This window comes from Neptuniibacter halophilus, assembly GCF_030295765.1.
Taxonomy (GTDB): domain Bacteria; phylum Pseudomonadota; class Gammaproteobacteria; order Pseudomonadales; family Balneatricaceae; genus Neptuniibacter; species Neptuniibacter halophilus.
The window spans coordinates 3,882,649-3,898,267 of sequence record NZ_AP027292.1; the positions used below are offsets into that span (position 1 = coordinate 3,882,649).

At 53.3% G+C, this 15,619-nt stretch carries 15 protein-coding genes; 9 read left to right on the forward strand and 6 right to left on the reverse strand.

Features of this window, described 5'->3' with window-relative positions:
* Both QUD59_RS18110 and sohB read right to left on the reverse strand, forming a co-directional pair.
* Positions 1–660, reverse strand: a complete 660-nt coding sequence (locus QUD59_RS18110; RefSeq protein ID WP_286238682.1) for a TetR/AcrR family transcriptional regulator — start codon at positions 658–660, stop codon at positions 1–3.
* An 83-nt stretch (positions 661–743) separates the two neighbouring features.
* Positions 744–1,808 (reverse strand): protease SohB, encoded by a 1,065-nt coding sequence (sohB, locus tag QUD59_RS18115; RefSeq protein WP_286238684.1) that lies wholly within the window; start codon positions 1,806–1,808, stop codon positions 744–746.
* An 87-nt stretch (positions 1,809–1,895) separates the two neighbouring features.
* Here sohB and QUD59_RS18120 point away from each other — a divergent pair, with 87 nt between their 5' ends.
* Positions 1,896–2,231, forward strand: a complete 336-nt coding sequence (locus QUD59_RS18120) for an SCP2 sterol-binding domain-containing protein (protein WP_286238685.1) — start codon at positions 1,896–1,898, stop codon at positions 2,229–2,231.
* On the opposite strand, the gene nudC is transcribed toward QUD59_RS18120, so the two are convergent.
* Positions 2,205–3,026 carry an NAD(+) diphosphatase gene (gene nudC, locus QUD59_RS18125; RefSeq protein ID WP_286238686.1) on the reverse strand — a complete coding sequence of 274 codons (822 nt, stop codon included), beginning with the start codon at positions 3,024–3,026 and terminating at the stop codon, positions 2,205–2,207. The two genes, QUD59_RS18120 and nudC, sit on opposite strands and share 27 nt — an antisense overlap.
* A 547-nt stretch (positions 3,027–3,573) precedes the next feature.
* Here nudC and nhaB point away from each other — a divergent pair.
* The gene (gene nhaB / locus QUD59_RS18130; protein ID WP_286238687.1) at positions 3,574–5,079 is read left to right on the forward strand and encodes a sodium/proton antiporter NhaB; all 1,506 of its coding nucleotides are present in this window, start codon (positions 3,574–3,576) and stop codon (positions 5,077–5,079) included.
* Between the two features lie 105 nt (positions 5,080–5,184).
* Here nhaB and dnaQ read toward each other — a convergent pair whose 3' ends face one another.
* The 3 genes from dnaQ to QUD59_RS18145 are packed head-to-tail and all read right to left on the reverse strand — an operon-like array spanning position 5,185 to position 7,108.
* Positions 5,185–5,901, reverse strand: a complete 717-nt coding sequence (gene dnaQ / locus QUD59_RS18135) for a DNA polymerase III subunit epsilon (RefSeq protein ID WP_286238689.1) — start codon at positions 5,899–5,901, stop codon at positions 5,185–5,187.
* Positions 5,898–6,338 carry a ribonuclease HI gene (rnhA, locus tag QUD59_RS18140; protein ID WP_286238690.1) on the reverse strand — a complete coding sequence of 147 codons (441 nt, stop codon included), beginning with the start codon at positions 6,336–6,338 and terminating at the stop codon, positions 5,898–5,900. The genes dnaQ and rnhA overlap by 4 nt, the downstream gene beginning before the upstream one ends.
* Positions 6,335–7,108, reverse strand: a complete 774-nt coding sequence (locus tag QUD59_RS18145) for a class I SAM-dependent methyltransferase (RefSeq protein WP_286238692.1) — start codon at positions 7,106–7,108, stop codon at positions 6,335–6,337. The genes rnhA and QUD59_RS18145 overlap by 4 nt, the downstream gene beginning before the upstream one ends.
* 94 nt (positions 7,109–7,202) lie before the next feature.
* On the opposite strand from QUD59_RS18145, the gene gloB reads away from it, so the two are divergent.
* The 7 genes from gloB to QUD59_RS18180 all read left to right on the forward strand — a co-directional run bounded on the left by gloB (position 7,203) and on the right by QUD59_RS18180 (position 15,619).
* Positions 7,203–7,976 carry a hydroxyacylglutathione hydrolase gene (gene gloB, locus QUD59_RS18150; protein WP_286238693.1) on the forward strand — a complete coding sequence of 258 codons (774 nt, stop codon included), beginning with the start codon at positions 7,203–7,205 and terminating at the stop codon, positions 7,974–7,976.
* Between the two features lie 83 nt (positions 7,977–8,059).
* The gene (locus QUD59_RS18155) at positions 8,060–9,664 is read left to right on the forward strand and encodes a LysM peptidoglycan-binding domain-containing protein (protein ID WP_286238694.1); all 1,605 of its coding nucleotides are present in this window, start codon (positions 8,060–8,062) and stop codon (positions 9,662–9,664) included.
* A gap of 16 nt (positions 9,665–9,680) precedes the next feature.
* On the forward strand, positions 9,681–9,929 hold the full coding sequence (locus QUD59_RS18160; RefSeq protein ID WP_286238695.1) for a hypothetical protein: 249 nt from the start codon (positions 9,681–9,683) through the stop codon (positions 9,927–9,929).
* Positions 9,930–10,039: 110 nt separating this feature from the next.
* Entirely contained in the window at positions 10,040–11,872 is a 1,833-nt protein-coding gene (locus QUD59_RS18165) for an extracellular solute-binding protein (RefSeq protein WP_286238696.1), read from the forward strand.
* On the forward strand, positions 11,872–12,963 hold the full coding sequence (locus tag QUD59_RS18170) for a microcin C ABC transporter permease YejB (RefSeq protein ID WP_286238697.1): 1,092 nt from the start codon (positions 11,872–11,874) through the stop codon (positions 12,961–12,963). The genes QUD59_RS18165 and QUD59_RS18170 overlap by 1 nt, the downstream gene beginning before the upstream one ends.
* Positions 12,963–14,009: an ABC transporter permease gene (locus tag QUD59_RS18175; RefSeq protein ID WP_286238698.1), complete on the forward strand. Its 1,047-nt coding sequence runs from the start codon at positions 12,963–12,965 to the stop codon at positions 14,007–14,009. Before QUD59_RS18170 ends, QUD59_RS18175 begins: the two co-directional genes overlap by 1 nt.
* Positions 14,006–15,619, forward strand: coding sequence for an ABC transporter ATP-binding protein (locus QUD59_RS18180; protein ID WP_286238699.1), 1,614 nt, complete (start codon positions 14,006–14,008; stop codon positions 15,617–15,619). The genes QUD59_RS18175 and QUD59_RS18180 overlap by 4 nt, the downstream gene beginning before the upstream one ends.

Genomic DNA, 15,619 nt, shown 5'->3' on the forward strand with positions numbered 1-15,619 from the left:
TCAGAGTCGGCAAAAATAGGTTTTATCAGCCCGCGCCTGCAAGCCGGCAGACAAGACCGGGATCATCCGATGAAGGATAATTTCGACTTCTGCACCGGTTGAAAATTCACGTTTTTCCAGAGCATGCAGGGTATGGTAGTTAGACAGGGTAAAGGTGATACTGCCCAGCATGAAATGCAAGCGCCAGAAGAACTCATCGTCCTCCATCGGCGCGGCATCATGACGTAGCAACCGGATGAAAGGCATCAGCTTACTCTGGTAGCGACCCAGCAGGAATTCACGCAGCTCTTCCTGATTTTTCATATAGGAGAGCTCAAGCAAACGCATAAATACCGCCAGTGCATTTACGTTTTCACGGTTAACCACCAGCAACGCCCGCATCAGCATCTCCAGCAGCTCTTCTAGTGAAGGCTGGCCGGCAGAAGTCACTGAGAGGCGCTCATCCAGCATCGATTCAAGCTGACTGCACAACGGATTGAGAAACTTCTCAGCGACCGCCTGGATCAGCCCTTTTTTAGAACCAAAGTGATAGTTAATTGCTGCCAGGTTCACTTCAGCACGACTGGTAATCTGACGCACAGTGGTCTCGGTAAAACCCTGCTCTGCAAATAGCGATTCTGCAGCCTTGACGATACTTGCGGATGTCCCTTTGTGTTGCATCAGTTCTCCAAACCAGCGTTTAAAACAGTAAACCGTAGATTATAACGGCAATACCGGCACTGAAATCAAGTCAGATAATACCTTTAGCGAGTCCAGGTGCGGGCCTGAGTAAGGCGCCCCCACCAACGCGTCAACACGCGATCACCGGAATCGACCGCCAGATCAGATATTTTATCCTGCAGGCTTTTCTTCTCTTCATAACGAACAATAAAGATATCGGCCTGATCCGCTGCATCCATCAGGTATTGATCTGAAGTAGACAACTCATCGATCAGCTTATTTTCCAGCGCCTGCTTACCAAACCAGATCTCACCGGTGGCAACAGAATTAATATCGACCTGTGGCCGATATTCCTGAACAAAACCTTTAAACAGATCGTGGGTTTCCTCCAGTTCCTGAACAAATTTTTCACGCCCTTTTTCCGTGTTCTCGCCGAATACGGTCAGGGTGCGCTTGTATTCACCGGCGGTCAGCACTTCGTAGTCGATATCATTCTTTTTCAGCAAGCGGTGGAAATTCGGCAACTGCGCAATAACACCAATCGAACCCACGATCGCAAATGGTGCCGCTAACAGTTTATCTGCAAGGCAGGCCATCATGTATCCACCGCTGGCAGCCACCCGGTCAACACAGATCGTCAATGGAATCTGCTTGCGCTTAATCCGCTCAATCTGAGACGAAGCAAGACCATATTCATGCACCATACCGCCGGGGCTTTCCAGACGGATAACGATCTCGTCTTCAGCTTCTGCCAGTAACAGGACGGCCGAGATCTCCTGACGCAGCGGTTCCACTTCACTGGCTTTTACATCGCCGTCAAAATCAAGCACGAAGATCCGCTTGCGATGCGCCTCTTCCTCTTCAGGCTGCTTGTTTTTCTTACGTGCTTTTTTCTCTTCTTTCTCTTTCTTCTTCTCGGCTTTGTGCAGCGCTTTGAGCTCCTCTTTATCGAGAATGGCGTCTTCCAGCGCCTCTTTCATATCCAGCAGCTCATCATTGAAGTGAATCACTTCAATATCCCCGTGTTTTGCATCTTTACGGGAACGGGAGGAGACCACGGCGATGCCAGCCACCAGCGCGATAATTGCGAAAACCACAGTGACAGATTTAGCCAGAAACAGACCGTAATCAGTGAAAAACTCAACCACAGAGAAAACTCCGAAATTAACTATAGGAAGAAGGTGAGCTAATGTATCATACTTCCCTCCGTTACCCACCTAGTTTAAGGCTCAGACATGCCCCAAGAGATATCCGTCGCCAAAGTCATTGAGAAGCTTCCAGGTCGTTTTGTACGAGAGAATGCAGAGGACTTTACAGCGACCTTTCAGTTCCTGCTGGAGGATGAACAGGATTTCTTTATTCAGGTGGCCGATCAGGCCTGCGAGATCAAGCCCGGCGAACACCCGGACCCGGATGTCACCCTGATTATGGAAGCGGCCACCATGATCGAGGTCATCAATGGCGAGAAAGACGGCATGAGCGCCTTCCTCAGTGGCAAGCTGCGTGCCGAAGGCAACATCATGCTTGCCACCAAACTGGGCAAACTATTCAGCCGGGAAAAACAGAGCTGATCCGGAATCCAGCTCAACTCCCTGTTCAGCAAAAAAACGATCAATCAGGCGTCTGGCAATTGTGAATTTCGGCGGCAGATTTGGCAGATCATCAACACTGAACCATTGAGCATCAAGAATCTCGACCCCGTCCGGCCTGAGCTCACCTGCCGCGTAGTCCGCCATAAAACCGAGCATAAATGAGTGCGGGAAGGGCCAGGACTGGCTGAAGCAGTACTCAATATTCTTCACCTCAATGCCCACCTCTTCCATCACCTCCCGCGCCACTGCGGATTCAGCACTTTCCCCGGCCTCAATAAATCCTGCCAGCGTGCTGTACCGATCAGAATTAAATTTTGCCGCATTCGCCAGCAGGCAGCGCTCGCCGTCACGTACCAGAACAATGATACAAGGCGAGATGCGCGGATACTGATGGTGTCCGCAACCCGTGCAAACTTTGGCCATTTCATCCTTATGCAGGCTCAGGGGAGTCGCACAGCGCGGGCAGTAACGGAAAGATTCATACCAGATGGCGATCTGAGCTGCCGATGACAGCATCACATATTCTGCCTCGGTATTGATACCACCCAGCAGGCTGCGCAGACCCAGCAACTGTTCCCGATTCACACCATCAGGCAAGCACTTGCTGCGCAGAATCGCCAGCTCCAGCGATTGCCCTGTTATCAGCCCCAGAGGCAACGTGACCTCAACGTCCAGATCAGCCAGTTGTTCAGCCGTACAGCGTATAACGCCCTGTTCAGTCCCCAGCAGGCGCTCCTGACAGGCCAGCAGGTATTCAGTATTTGATTCGGACAAAAATTTCTCCTTAAGTACTGCAGACAAAAGTACCGCAGATATACACCCGCCAAATCCGCGATAATACGCCCGGCGGCGTCCATAGAAAATGCTAAGAAAACGACCTGTTCGCAGGTGAAGAGCGCAATTTTATGCGCTGAGGCAGTAGTTTAGTCTTCAGCTTTAATAACTCAACTGCTACCCTTACGCCTGATTTTAATAACCCATGAATTTAAGGAATCTGCAAAACGATCCAGAACTCATTCTGAGTGCGTTAAATCAACCGCGTGCGCAGCCTCCAGCCTAGCGGAACGGCGATCCCTTTCCAACTGCGCTGACAATGCACCCTTGTGTTTGACGCTGCTGGTTGCCCCTACCGGCCAATCAGCGCTTTTCGAGCCATCCGACCTCAGCGTTAGTTGTTTACACCCGGCACCCGCAGGGCGTTAATCGCTACTTTGATCTCGCGCAGCAAGAAAGCCAGAGTGGCTTTGGCTAAGCCGCAGGTACCCATAACAATTACAACTACTTAAAACTTATGGCTGTTCTGGCATAGGAAGAACAATCAATGACCAACACCTTATCGCAAGCATTTGTTCGGAATTTCCTGGGAAACTCCCCTGTTTGGTATAAACAGGCGATCATCGGTTTTCTTATTCTGAACCCGATCATTCTGTACACACTCGGACCTGTTGTGACCGGCTGGTTACTTATCTTCGAGTTTATTTTCACTTTGGCACTGGCGCTGAAGTGTTACCCGCTTCAGCCCGGCGGTCTGCTCGCTATCGAAGCGATTATCATCGGCCTGGCCACCCCGGAATCGGTTTCCCACGAAATCGAATCCAACCTTGAAGTTATCCTGCTACTGATGTTCATGGTTGCCGGCATCTACTTTATGAAGAGCATGCTGCTCTGGGTATTTACCAAGATCCTGCTCAAAGTTCACTCCAAGACAGCCCTCTCTCTGCTGTTCTCCTTCTTTGCAGCGTTCCTCTCAGCGTTTCTGGATGCGCTGACGGTTACTGCCGTTCTGATCAGCGTGGGCGTTGGCTTCTATGCGGTCTATCACAAGGTAGCTTCTGGTAAAGCCTATCATCACCCTGAGCACGACCATGCCGATGATGAGGCCGTACAGCAGAACCACCAGGCCGATCTGGAACAGTTCCGCGCTTTCCTTCGCAGCCTGCTTATGCACGGCGCTGTAGGTACCGCTCTGGGTGGTGTCTGCACGCTGGTAGGCGAACCTCAGAACCTGCTGATCGCAGAAAAAGCCGGCTGGGATTTTATTCAGTTCTTTGTACTGATGGCACCGATCACCATGCCTGTTCTGATTGCCGGCCTGCTGACCTGCGCTCTGCTTGAGAAGCTCAAGCTGTTTGGCTACGGCTCAACTCTGCCGGAAAACGTGCGTAATGTACTGATCGATTACGCCGGCGAGATGGATGCCAAACGCACCACCCGTGATAAAGCAACCCTGATGGTACAGGCTGTTATTGCCGTATTTCTGGTTTTCGCGCTGGCCCTGCATCTGGCGGAAGTCGGCCTGATCGGTCTGACCATTATCATTCTGCTGACAGCCTTTAATGGCATCGTTGAAGAACACCAGATCGGCAAAGCGTTTGAAGAGGCCCTGCCCTTTACTGCACTGCTGGTTGTCTTCTTCTCGATTGTCTCTGTGATCCACGAACAGCACCTGTTCCAGCCGATCATCGAAGCCGTTCTGGCCATGGATACAGCCGTTCAGCCGGGTGTCTTCTTTATTGCCAACGGCCTGCTGTCAGCGATCAGCGATAACGTCTTTGTTGCCACGGTTTATATCAACGAAGTGGTTGCCGCTTTCAATGCGGGCAGCATTAGCCGCGAACACTTTGATCATCTGGCAATCGCTATCAATACCGGCACCAACATCCCAAGTGTAGCAACACCGAACGGCCAGGCCGCTTTCCTGTTCCTGCTGACCTCGGCACTGGCTCCACTGATTCGCCTCTCCTATGGCCGCATGGTAATCATGGCACTGCCCTATACCATCGTGATGAGTCTGGTAGCCTACGCGGCACTGCAAGCCTACCTGTAAAGCAGGGACGCCAGGCCCTGGCCTGCTCCCGAAACAAAAAGCCCCACCTTCACGGCGGGGCTTTTTTTATTCTTTTACGGCTGAAGATTACGGCTGAAGAGAAGATCAGTCTGCCGGCTTATCAGCCGAGAGCCAGAGACACTCTCCCCCGCTCTTTTTATCCAGCATTTGCAGGAATGCTGCATGCGCCTGCTGATCTTCATCCGGGACCTGCACCAGCGGCAACTCATCTGCACCACTGACACGACGGATCGCCAGTTCATCTTCATCACTGCCATCACCGCTACCACCCAGTGACAGGTCGGTCTGCCCCCCGGTCAGCGCCAGATAAACATCGGCGAGTATCTCAGAGTCAAGCAATGCCCCGTGCAGTTCACGGTGTGCATTGTTGATACCGTAACGATTACATAATGCATCCAGATTGTTTTTCTGACCCGGATGCTTTTTCCGTGCCAGCAGCAGGGTATCGGTAACCAGACAGAAATTTTCCATCCTCTCCGGGTAACCATTACGCTGCAATTCCGCATTGAGGAAGCCAATATCAAAGGCTGCGTTATGAATAACCAGCTCGGCCCCGCGGACAAACTCGATAAACTCCTCCATCACCTCATTGAAGCGGGGTTTATCTTCGAGAAAGTCATTGGTGATACCATGCACCTGAACCGCCTCGGCATCCACTTCACGATCCGGCTTGATATACTGGTGATAGGTACGCCCGGTCTGGCGTCGGTTGAGCATCTCAACACAACCGATCTCAATAATATTGTGCCCTTCACCCGGTTCCAGACCGGTTGTTTCGGTATCCAGTACAATCTGTCTCATGCCCGATTCAGCTCCTCAACCCCTTTATTAGCCAACTGATCCGCTAACTCATTTTCCGGATGTCCACTGTGCCCTTTCACCCAACGCCAGTCGACCTGATGCTTAGCCGCCGCCTGATCCAGACGCTGCCAGAGGTCAGCGTTTTTGACCGGTTTATTCTGCGAATTTTTCCAGCCTTTACGTTTCCAGCCGGTAATCCACTCAGTAATCCCCTGACGCACATATTGGGAGTCTGTGGTTAACACGACCTCACAGGGGCGATTAAGCGCTTCAAGCCCCTGAATCGCAGCCATGAGCTCCATCCGGTTATTGGTAGTACCCTGCTCGCCACCATACAACTGTTTTTCAGACTCGCCGTAGCGCATAAAAACGCCCCAGCCACCGGGACCCGGGTTACCTTTACAGGCACCATCAGTAAACATCTCTACAACTTTCACGAATTTTCCTTTAACGATCCTCGCGTGGACGGTTCTGCTACGGGGAGCGATATCAGCCTGCGCAACCCCCAGCCTGAGCGTAGCGGCGTCATCCCGGCGATGTCCTTACGTGCCAGCAGCACACTGAAAGCACCGCTATGTCCGGGGCCGCGTTTCGCCAGCCCGCCAATAAAACCTAATCGCTTACGCCAGCGCCCGCTTTCAAAAGGCAGCCGATGATACCCGGAAAGATGGCGTAATTCAGTTAATTCGAGCAGTTTCAACCAATCGGAAAGACGCCCATGACTGATAAAATGCCCACTCCATGGCGGGAGCGCCTTCTTCCGCCAGCAAAACCTATACATTCCCCAGTAACTCAGCGGGTTAAAACCGACAATCAGCACATGACCACCGGGACGCAGAATCCTTGACGCCTCACGGAGCACCTGATGCGGCGAAGCGGTAAAATCCAGTGCATGATGCAGGACCACCACATCGACACTTTCGTGGGCCAGAGGCACTTCGGCGTTATCAGCAACGATACAGTTATCTGCCATCCCCAGCTCCATTTGCGGAACCAGTGAGAAGCAGTGGCTGACCTGACTCTGGCTGAATAACTGAACTCTGGAGTCAATAGAAAACTGAGCCAGATGCACGCCATACAAACCCTGCAGCAGACCATCGACTACAGCCGACTCAGCCTCCAGCAGCTCTTTACCCAGCTCAGTATCGAACCAGGCTTTCAGTTGGGGCAGCAATATTTCAAGCGGTGCCTGTTTATGAAAACTCATAGTAAATTCAATTTTGCGCTAGCTCAGCAGAATAGAAGCAGTATTATATTTCTTAAACTGCACTGCAAATCAGTAATCTGACCGAGGCCATCCTATGTATAACGTGACCCCTGTCCGGGCATTCTCCGACAATTATATCTGGGTTATTTCGACCCCTGATAGCACTCAGGTTGCGGTCGTTGACCCCGGTGATGCGGCGCCGGTACAAACCTATCTCGACGCGCAGGGGCTTTCGCTGTGTGCGATTCTGATCACCCATCATCACAATGACCACACCGGCGGTGTCGCGGCACTCACCGAAGGACAGAGCATACCCGTGTACGGCCCCGCAAGCTCGCCGTTTAAAGGAATTAATCGCCCCCTCAAAGGCGGAGACCGGATCTCCCTGCTGGGCACAGAACTGGAAATTGCCGAAGTCCCGGGCCACACACTGGACCATATCAGTTACTTTTCTCGTACCGGGCAGCCTCAGCTATTCTGTGGCGATACCCTGTTTCTGGCCGGCTGTGGCCGCCTGTTCGAAGGCACGGCCGAGCAGATGCTCAATGCAATGAACTACTTCGCCGGCCTGCCGGATGACACTGAAGTTTACTGCACCCACGAATACTCGCTGGCCAATCTGGCGTTTGCTGAAGCCGTTGAGCCCGGCAATCACGACATTGAAGCGGCCATCGAACAATGCACCCAACTGCGCCATCAGGACAAACCGACCCTGCCCAGCAATCTGGCTCAGGAAAAGCGGATCAATCCATTTATGCGCACTGACCGGCAGAGCGTAATCAATGCAGCCAATCGTTTCAGTTCAGACGCGCTGCATACTCAGACCGAAGTTTTTGCTGCCATTCGCGAGTGGAAAAATCAGTTCTGAGCAGCCCCTGATCCTCGCCTATTGACCGGGCATGAGGCACTGCTAGAATGGTTCGATTTTATCGACTCATCCATCGGAGCCTCATGTCTGTATCATCTAAATCAGCCCTGCTGTGCCTTATCACCAGCGTGGTCCTGAGCGGCTGTCAAAGTGTCGCTGAGAAACCGTCCAACTCTGATCCACGCGGGCCTGTTGCTCCACAGAGCCAATCCAGCATTACCCCGGACAAGACCGTCTCACAGTCTGCGACAAAGGCCCCCACTCAAGCCCGGCCGGTTGCCGACCTGTGGCAATTGACCCGGCAGAATATGAGCCTGCCATCGCACCTCGATCAGCCGCGGGTAAAGGCGCAACTTAACTGGTACAAAAAACACCCGGATTACATGGGTCGTGTCGTCAAGCGCGCAACACCTTACTACCACTATATCCTGAATGAGACACTTAAACGGGGCATGCCTGCGGAACTGGCCCTGCTGCCAATCGTTGAAAGCGCCTTTGATCCATTTGCCTATTCCCATGGCCGCGCGGCTGGCCCCTGGCAGTTCATTCCCTCCACCGGTAAACATTTTGGCCTGACCCAGAACTGGTGGTATGACGGTCGCCGCGATATCACACGTTCCACTGACGCAGCACTGGATTATCTGCAGCAGTTAAATCGCCGTTTTGATGGCGACTGGCTGCTCGCTCTGGCAGCCTATAACGCCGGTGGCGGCAATGTATCACTGGCGATTAAACGCAATAAACGTAAAAATCTGGCCACCGATTACTGGTCTCTGAAGCTGCCTAAAGAGACCATGGCTTATGTGCCTAAGCTACTCGCGGTCTCCGAGCTATTCCGCAATGCCGGGCAATACGGGCTTAACCTGAACCCTCTGCCCGATCAGCCCTATTTCGCACAGGTCGATACCGGTAGCCAGATCGATATTGCCCAGGCAGCCAGCATGGCAGGGATCAGCACCAAGGAGATGTATCTGCTGAACCCCGGCTTTAACCGCTGGGCTACCGCACCCGAAGGCCCTCACTCCCTTCTGGTTCCCGTTGCGAAAGCGGAACAGTTTCGCTCAGCTCTCAGGGAACTTCCGGTTGAATCACGCATAAAATGGGCACGCTATACGATTAAACCCGGCGACTCCCTGATCAGTATTGCGAAAAAGCACAACACCACCGTAGATCAGATTCGCAACAGCAATAAGCTCCATGGCAATAGCATCCGGGCGGGTAAAACGCTGTTGATCGCTACCGCCAGCAAGCAGTCGAGTGAGTACGTCCTCAGCCAGCATCAGCGTCACGCTGATCGCCAGAAATCGATCGCCCGCAGCACCAACCGGACCGAGCAGTACCATCGGGTTAAGTCTGGCGAGAGTTTCTGGAGCATTGCCCGCAAATACAAAGTAGGCGTCCGTCAGCTCGCCCGCTGGAACAGCATGGCACCGGGTGACCCACTCAGCGTTGGCAAACGCCTGGTTATCTGGAGTCAACCGGCAACGCCTGCCCTGAACAGCGAAGAACGGCAGATTATCCGCAAAGTCGGTTATCGGGTGCGCAACGGGGATTCTCTCTATCGGATTGCCGACCGCTTTAATATCAATGTTGCAGATATTCAGCGCTGGAATAAGCTGGATAAATCAGTTTACCTGCAACCCGGCCAGCGCCTGACCCTGTACGTGGATGTCACCCGCTCGCCTTAACCTGTAGAGATTTAAGATGGACGCTACCAGCATCTTCATTATCGTGATCGCCACCGCACTGGCGATCATCTTTAAGCTGGTTCTGTATCGGCGGATACAGGGCTGGATGGATCGGGATCTGATAAAAGGACTGGCAGCAGACAATGAGGAAAAGCATGCCTTTCTCCTCGACCAGTATCAGCAATTAAAGGCTGCCGGGGTCCATCGTAAACATTACCACAGCCGCCTCACGGAGCTGGCGGCTGAATTTGAACAAAAACACTGATTCATGGTCTCAGCTTGCAGCCGCCAGGTTCCTCCGATTGCCACTGGCGGCCAAGCCAACTCACTGATATAAATAGTGATAATCATCCGCGCTGAGTAAGGAAAAGTATCTTGATTAGGGCCATCCACCGGAATCGTAAGCGCCATTCGATACTCATCACTCTGTTTACCCTGTTCTGTTTCTGCGCTGCGTTCAGCCGTGCCGATGCAGTGCTTACCGGTCACGGTATCGCCATGCACGGTGACATGAAGTACCCACCCGGCTTCAGCCATTTTGATTACGTCAATCCGCACGCCCCTAAAGGCGGCACTGTGGTGGAATGGGCTCAGGGCACGTTCGACAGTTTCAATGGTTTTATCGTCAAGGGGAACCCGGCTGACGGTCTTGGCCTGATCTACGACAGTTTGCTGGCCCGGGCGCACGATGAACCCTTCACCCTGTATGGGCTGATCGCCGAAAGCGTTGAATACCCTGCTGACCGTAGCTGGATCATCTTTAATCTGCGCAAAGAAGCTCGTTTCAGTGACGGTCACCCGCTGACAGCAGATGATGTGGTTTTCAGTTTTGACCTACTGCGCAGCAAGGGCGCGCCTTTCTATCGCGCCTACTATGCCGATATAGACACCGTTGAAGCCCTGAACCCGCATCGGGTTCGCTTCAGCTTCAAAAACGCAACCAACCGCGAACTGGCCCTGATTGTCGGCGAAGTCTCTATTCTGCCCAAACACTACTGGCAGGAACGAGATTTTGAAAAACCCTCTCTGGATCGCCCGGTGGGCTCAGGCCCCTATCAGATAGATCAGTTTGATGCCGGACGCAGCATCACCTACAAACGACGTGATGATTACTGGGCACAAGACCTGCCGGTACGGCGCGGTATCTATAATTTTGATTACCACCGTTTCGATTATTATCGGGACGATACGGTAGCCATGGAGGCCTTCAAGGCGGGCGAATACGATTTCCGTCAGGAAAACTCCTCTAAACGCTGGGCCACCAGCTATACCGGCACCGCCTTCGACGAAGGCCGGATCATCGTCAAACAACTGGAACACCAGAATCCTACCGGCATGCAGGCGTTTGTCCTGAATACCCGACGTGAACAATTCAGCGATCCGCGTGTTCGTCAGGCGCTGGCACTGGCGTTCGATTTTGAGTGGACCAACCGGAACATTTTCTATAACGCCTACACCCGCACCCACAGCTTTTTTTCTAACTCAGAGATGGCAGCGACCGCCCTGCCCACCGAGAAAGAGTTACACATTCTCGAACCGATTCGCGATCAGGTACCAGCAGAGGTTTTCACCCGGGTTTACCGGGCGCCGGAAACCAACGGCGACGGCCGCATCTACAGCCAACTGCGTCAGGCCAAGCGTCTGCTACTTCAGGCTGGCTGGGAGTTCCGCGATGGTAAGCTGATCAATCAGCAGAGCGGCAAACCGTTTAAAATAGAGATGCTGCTCTATTCACCGACTTTCGAACGGGTAGTGGCACCCTTTATCCGCAATCTGGAGCGTCTCGGCATCGAATCCAGTATCCGCCTGATCGATGTATCTCAATATATCGGCCGGCTGCGTAAATTCGACTTTGATGTGATCGTCGGCGGCTTCGGTCAGTCCTCATCACCGGGTAATGAACAACGCGATTACTGGCACTCTTCCGGTGCCGATGCTGAGGGCAGTCGTAATCTGATCGGCATCAAAAACCCCGCAGTAGACTATCTGGTAGAACAACTGATACAGGCCCCGGACCGGGAGCAACTGGTGCTGCGCACCCGGGCACTGGATCGCGTTTTGCAATGGAATCATTACGTTATTCCGCAATACCATATCAATAAGTACCGGATCGCCTACTGGGATAAATTCGCCATGCCTGCCACCCGCCCTCTTTACGACCTGGGCTTTGCAACCTGGTGGGCGAAGGATGAGGGAGCCAAACGCTGATGGCCTCCTATATCCTGCGGCGATTGCTGCTGATCATTCCGACCCTGCTTGGCATACTGACCATTAATTTCATTATTATTCAGGCAGCTCCCGGCGGCCCGGTCGAACAGACGATCGCTCAGCTTGAGGGCCTCGATGTATCAGCCACCGCCCGGGTAAGCGGCAGTCAGAACGACTTGTCGGCACAAACCGGAGGCAGCAGCGAAGGCAGCTACCGCGGGGCGCGCGGACTGGACCCGGAAATTATTCGTGAAATTGAAGCCATGTATGGCTTCGACAAGCCCGCCTATGAACGCTTCTGGCTGATGCTGAAAAGCTACGCTCAGTTTGATTTCGGCAACAGCCTGTTCAGCGACAAGTCGGTGGTGGATCTGATTATCGAAAAACTCCCGGTCTCTATCTCGCTCGGGCTATGGGCTACGCTGATCACCTACGCGGTATCGATCCCACTGGGGATTCGCAAAGCAGTCCGGGACGGCACCCCTTTCGATCTCTGGACCAGCAGCGCCATTATTATCGGTTATGCGATTCCCAACTTCCTGTTTGCCATCCTGCTGATCGTAATCTTCGCCGGCGGCACCTGGCTTGACTGGTTCCCGCTGCGAGGCCTGACTTCGCCCGACTTCGACCAGCTCAGCCTGTGGGGCCAGATTAAGGATTATTTCTGGCATATCACCCTGCCGGTACTGGCGTCTGTTATCGGCAGCTTCGCCACACTGACCATGCTCACCAAAAACTCGTTTCTTGATGAGATCAACAAACAGTATGTACTGACCGCCCGGGCCAAGGGACTGAATGAAAATCAGGTACTCTACGGCCACGTGTTCCGTAATGCGATGCTGATCATTATCGCCGGCATGCCAGCCGCGCTGATCTCGATCTTTTTTACCGGCTCAATGCTGATTGAGGTCATCTTCTCACTGGATGGTATCGGCCTGCTTGGCTACGAGGCCGTGATCAACCGTGATTACCCGGTCATATTCGGCACCTTATACATTTTCACCCTGATCGGACTGCTGTTAAAACTGATCAGCGATATCACCTATGTACTGGTTGATCCACGCATCGACTTTGAAAGCAGGGAGCAATAATGCTGGGAGTATTAAGCCGTCGCTGCAGCCCGCTTAATCAGCGTCGTATTGAAAATTTCCGCAATAACCGCCGCGGCTACTGGTCTCTCTGGATCTTCCTCAGCCTGTTTCTTCTGTCCCTGTTTGCCGAGCTTCTGGCGAATGACCGGCCACTGGTGGTCAGCTATCAGGGCGATCTCTACTTCCCGGTCGCGGCAGAGTACACTGAACGCACCTTTGGGGGCGAGTTTGCGAGCCCCGCCGATTATAAAGACCCCTATATTCAGGATCTGATCAAGCAACAGGGTAATGGCTGGATTCTCTGGCCCCCCATTCGCTACCGCTATGACACCATCAATTATGACCTGCCGGTACCTGCCCCCTCTCCGCCAAGCTGGGATAATCCGCTGGGCACCGATGATCAGGCTCGCGATGTACTGGCCCGGGTCATTTATGGCTTCCGTATCTCCGTGCTGTTTGCGGTGGTGCTGACCCTGGCCAGCTCCGTTATCGGGGTCATTGCCGGTGCGGTGCAGGGTTATTACGGCGGCAAAGTAGACCTCTTCTTCCAGCGCTTTATCGAAATCTGGTCCGGCCTGCCGGTTCTGTTTCTGCTGATTATTCTGGCCAGCATCGTCGAACCTAACTTCTGGTGGTTGCTGGGGATTATGCTGCTGTTTTCCTGGATGCAGCTGGTTGATGTAGTCCGTGCTGAGTTTCTTCGCGGCCGTAATCTGGAATATGTCCGTGCCGCACGAGCACTGGGCCTGAGCAACCGGATGATCATGTTTCGCCATATTCTGCCCAACGCCATGGTGGCGACCCTGACCTTTATGCCATTCATCTTTAACGGTTCGGTGGTCACGCTGACCGCACTGGACTTCCTTGGTTTCGGACTGCCACCGGGCAGCCCTTCGCTGGGTGAACTGGTTGCGCAGGGCAAAACCAACCTGCACGCTCCCTGGCTGGGCGTCACTGCCTTTATGACCCTGTCGGTTATGCTGACCCTGCTGATCTTTATCGGCGAAGCGGTACGCGACGCATTTGACCCAAGGAAAGTAGCATGAACGATACCCTGTTAAGTGTGCGCAACCTTTCAGTCCGCTTTAATCAGGCTGACAACCACGCCGTAGATGCGGTCAGACAGGTCAGCTTCGATATCCGCAGAGGTGAGACTCTGGCGCTGGTAGGCGAATCAGGCTCCGGTAAATCCGTATCCGCCATGTCGATTCTGAAGTTGCTGCCTTACCCCAAAGCCAGCCACCCGACAGGCGAAATACTTTATCAGGGAGAAGATCTGCTGCGCTTAAATGAAGTGCAGATGCAGCAGTTGCGTGGCAATAAGATCAGCGTCATTTTTCAGGAACCAATGACCTCGCTTAACCCACTGCATACCATCGCCAAACAGATCGGTGAAAACCTGCGCATCCATCAGGGTATGAACCCGAAACAGAGCCGCACCCGGATTATTGAACTGCTCAGTCTGGTCGGAATTCCTGAACCGGAGAAACGGCTCAACAGCTATCCTCACGAACTCTCTGGCGGGCAGCGTCAGCGCGTAATGATCGCCATGGCGCTGGCCAATGATCCTGAGCTGCTGATCGCTGATGAACCGACTACCGCTCTGGACGTAACGATTCAGGAACAGATTCTGCAGCTACTACAGGAACTGCAGCAGAAACTCGGTATGGCAATTCTGCTGATTACGCATGACCTGAATATCGTCCGCCGCTACGCTCACCGGGTCAGCGTTATGCATCAGGGGCAGCAGGTTGAATATGCTGACTGTCAGCAACTGTTTAATAATCCCGGCCATGCCTATACCCGCAAGCTGCTCGATGCCGAACCTTCCGGCAAACCTGCCAGCGTTGCCCGGCCCGATGAACCCCTGCTCCAGACAGAGGCAGTTAAAGTCTGGTTCCCGGTCAAACAGGGCCTGCTGCAGCGCGTTCGTGAGCATATAAAAGCGGTCAACCGGGTCGATCTGACCCTGAACCGCGGTGAAACTCTGGGCATAGTCGGTGAGTCAGGCTCCGGTAAAACCACCCTTGGTCTGGCCATTCTGAAACTGATCCGCAGTGAGGGTCAGATCCGCTTTTCCGGCACAGAGCTCAGCCAGCTCAATCAACAGGCAGTTAAACCTCTGCGCCGAAAAATGCAGATTGTGTTTCAGGACCCCTACGGCAGCCTCAGCCCCCGGATGTCAGTCTCAGAGATTATCGCCGAAGGGCTGCAGATCCATCAGTCTGAATCCACTGCAACCCACGAGCAGCAGATTATCGAGGTGCTTCAGGAAGTTGGGCTCGATCCCGAAAGTCGCCACCGCTACCCGCATGAGTTTTCCGGCGGCCAGCGCCAGCGTATTGCCATCGCCCGGGCACTGGTACTGAAGCCCGAACTGATCATACTCGATGAACCGACCTCTGCACTGGATCGGACCGTACAGAAACAGATCGTTGACCTGCTACGTAACCTGCAGCATAAATTCGGACTCAGCTACCTGTTTATCAGCCATGATCTGGCGGTAGTGAAAGCCCTCAGTCATAAGCTACTGGTTATGCGTCATGGTGATGTGATTGAGCAGGGAGATGCTGAACAGATCTTCGAGTCTCCGCAAAATCCTTATACACAGCGATTGCTGGATGCAGCGTTTCTGGCTGACAGCCATCACGATTAG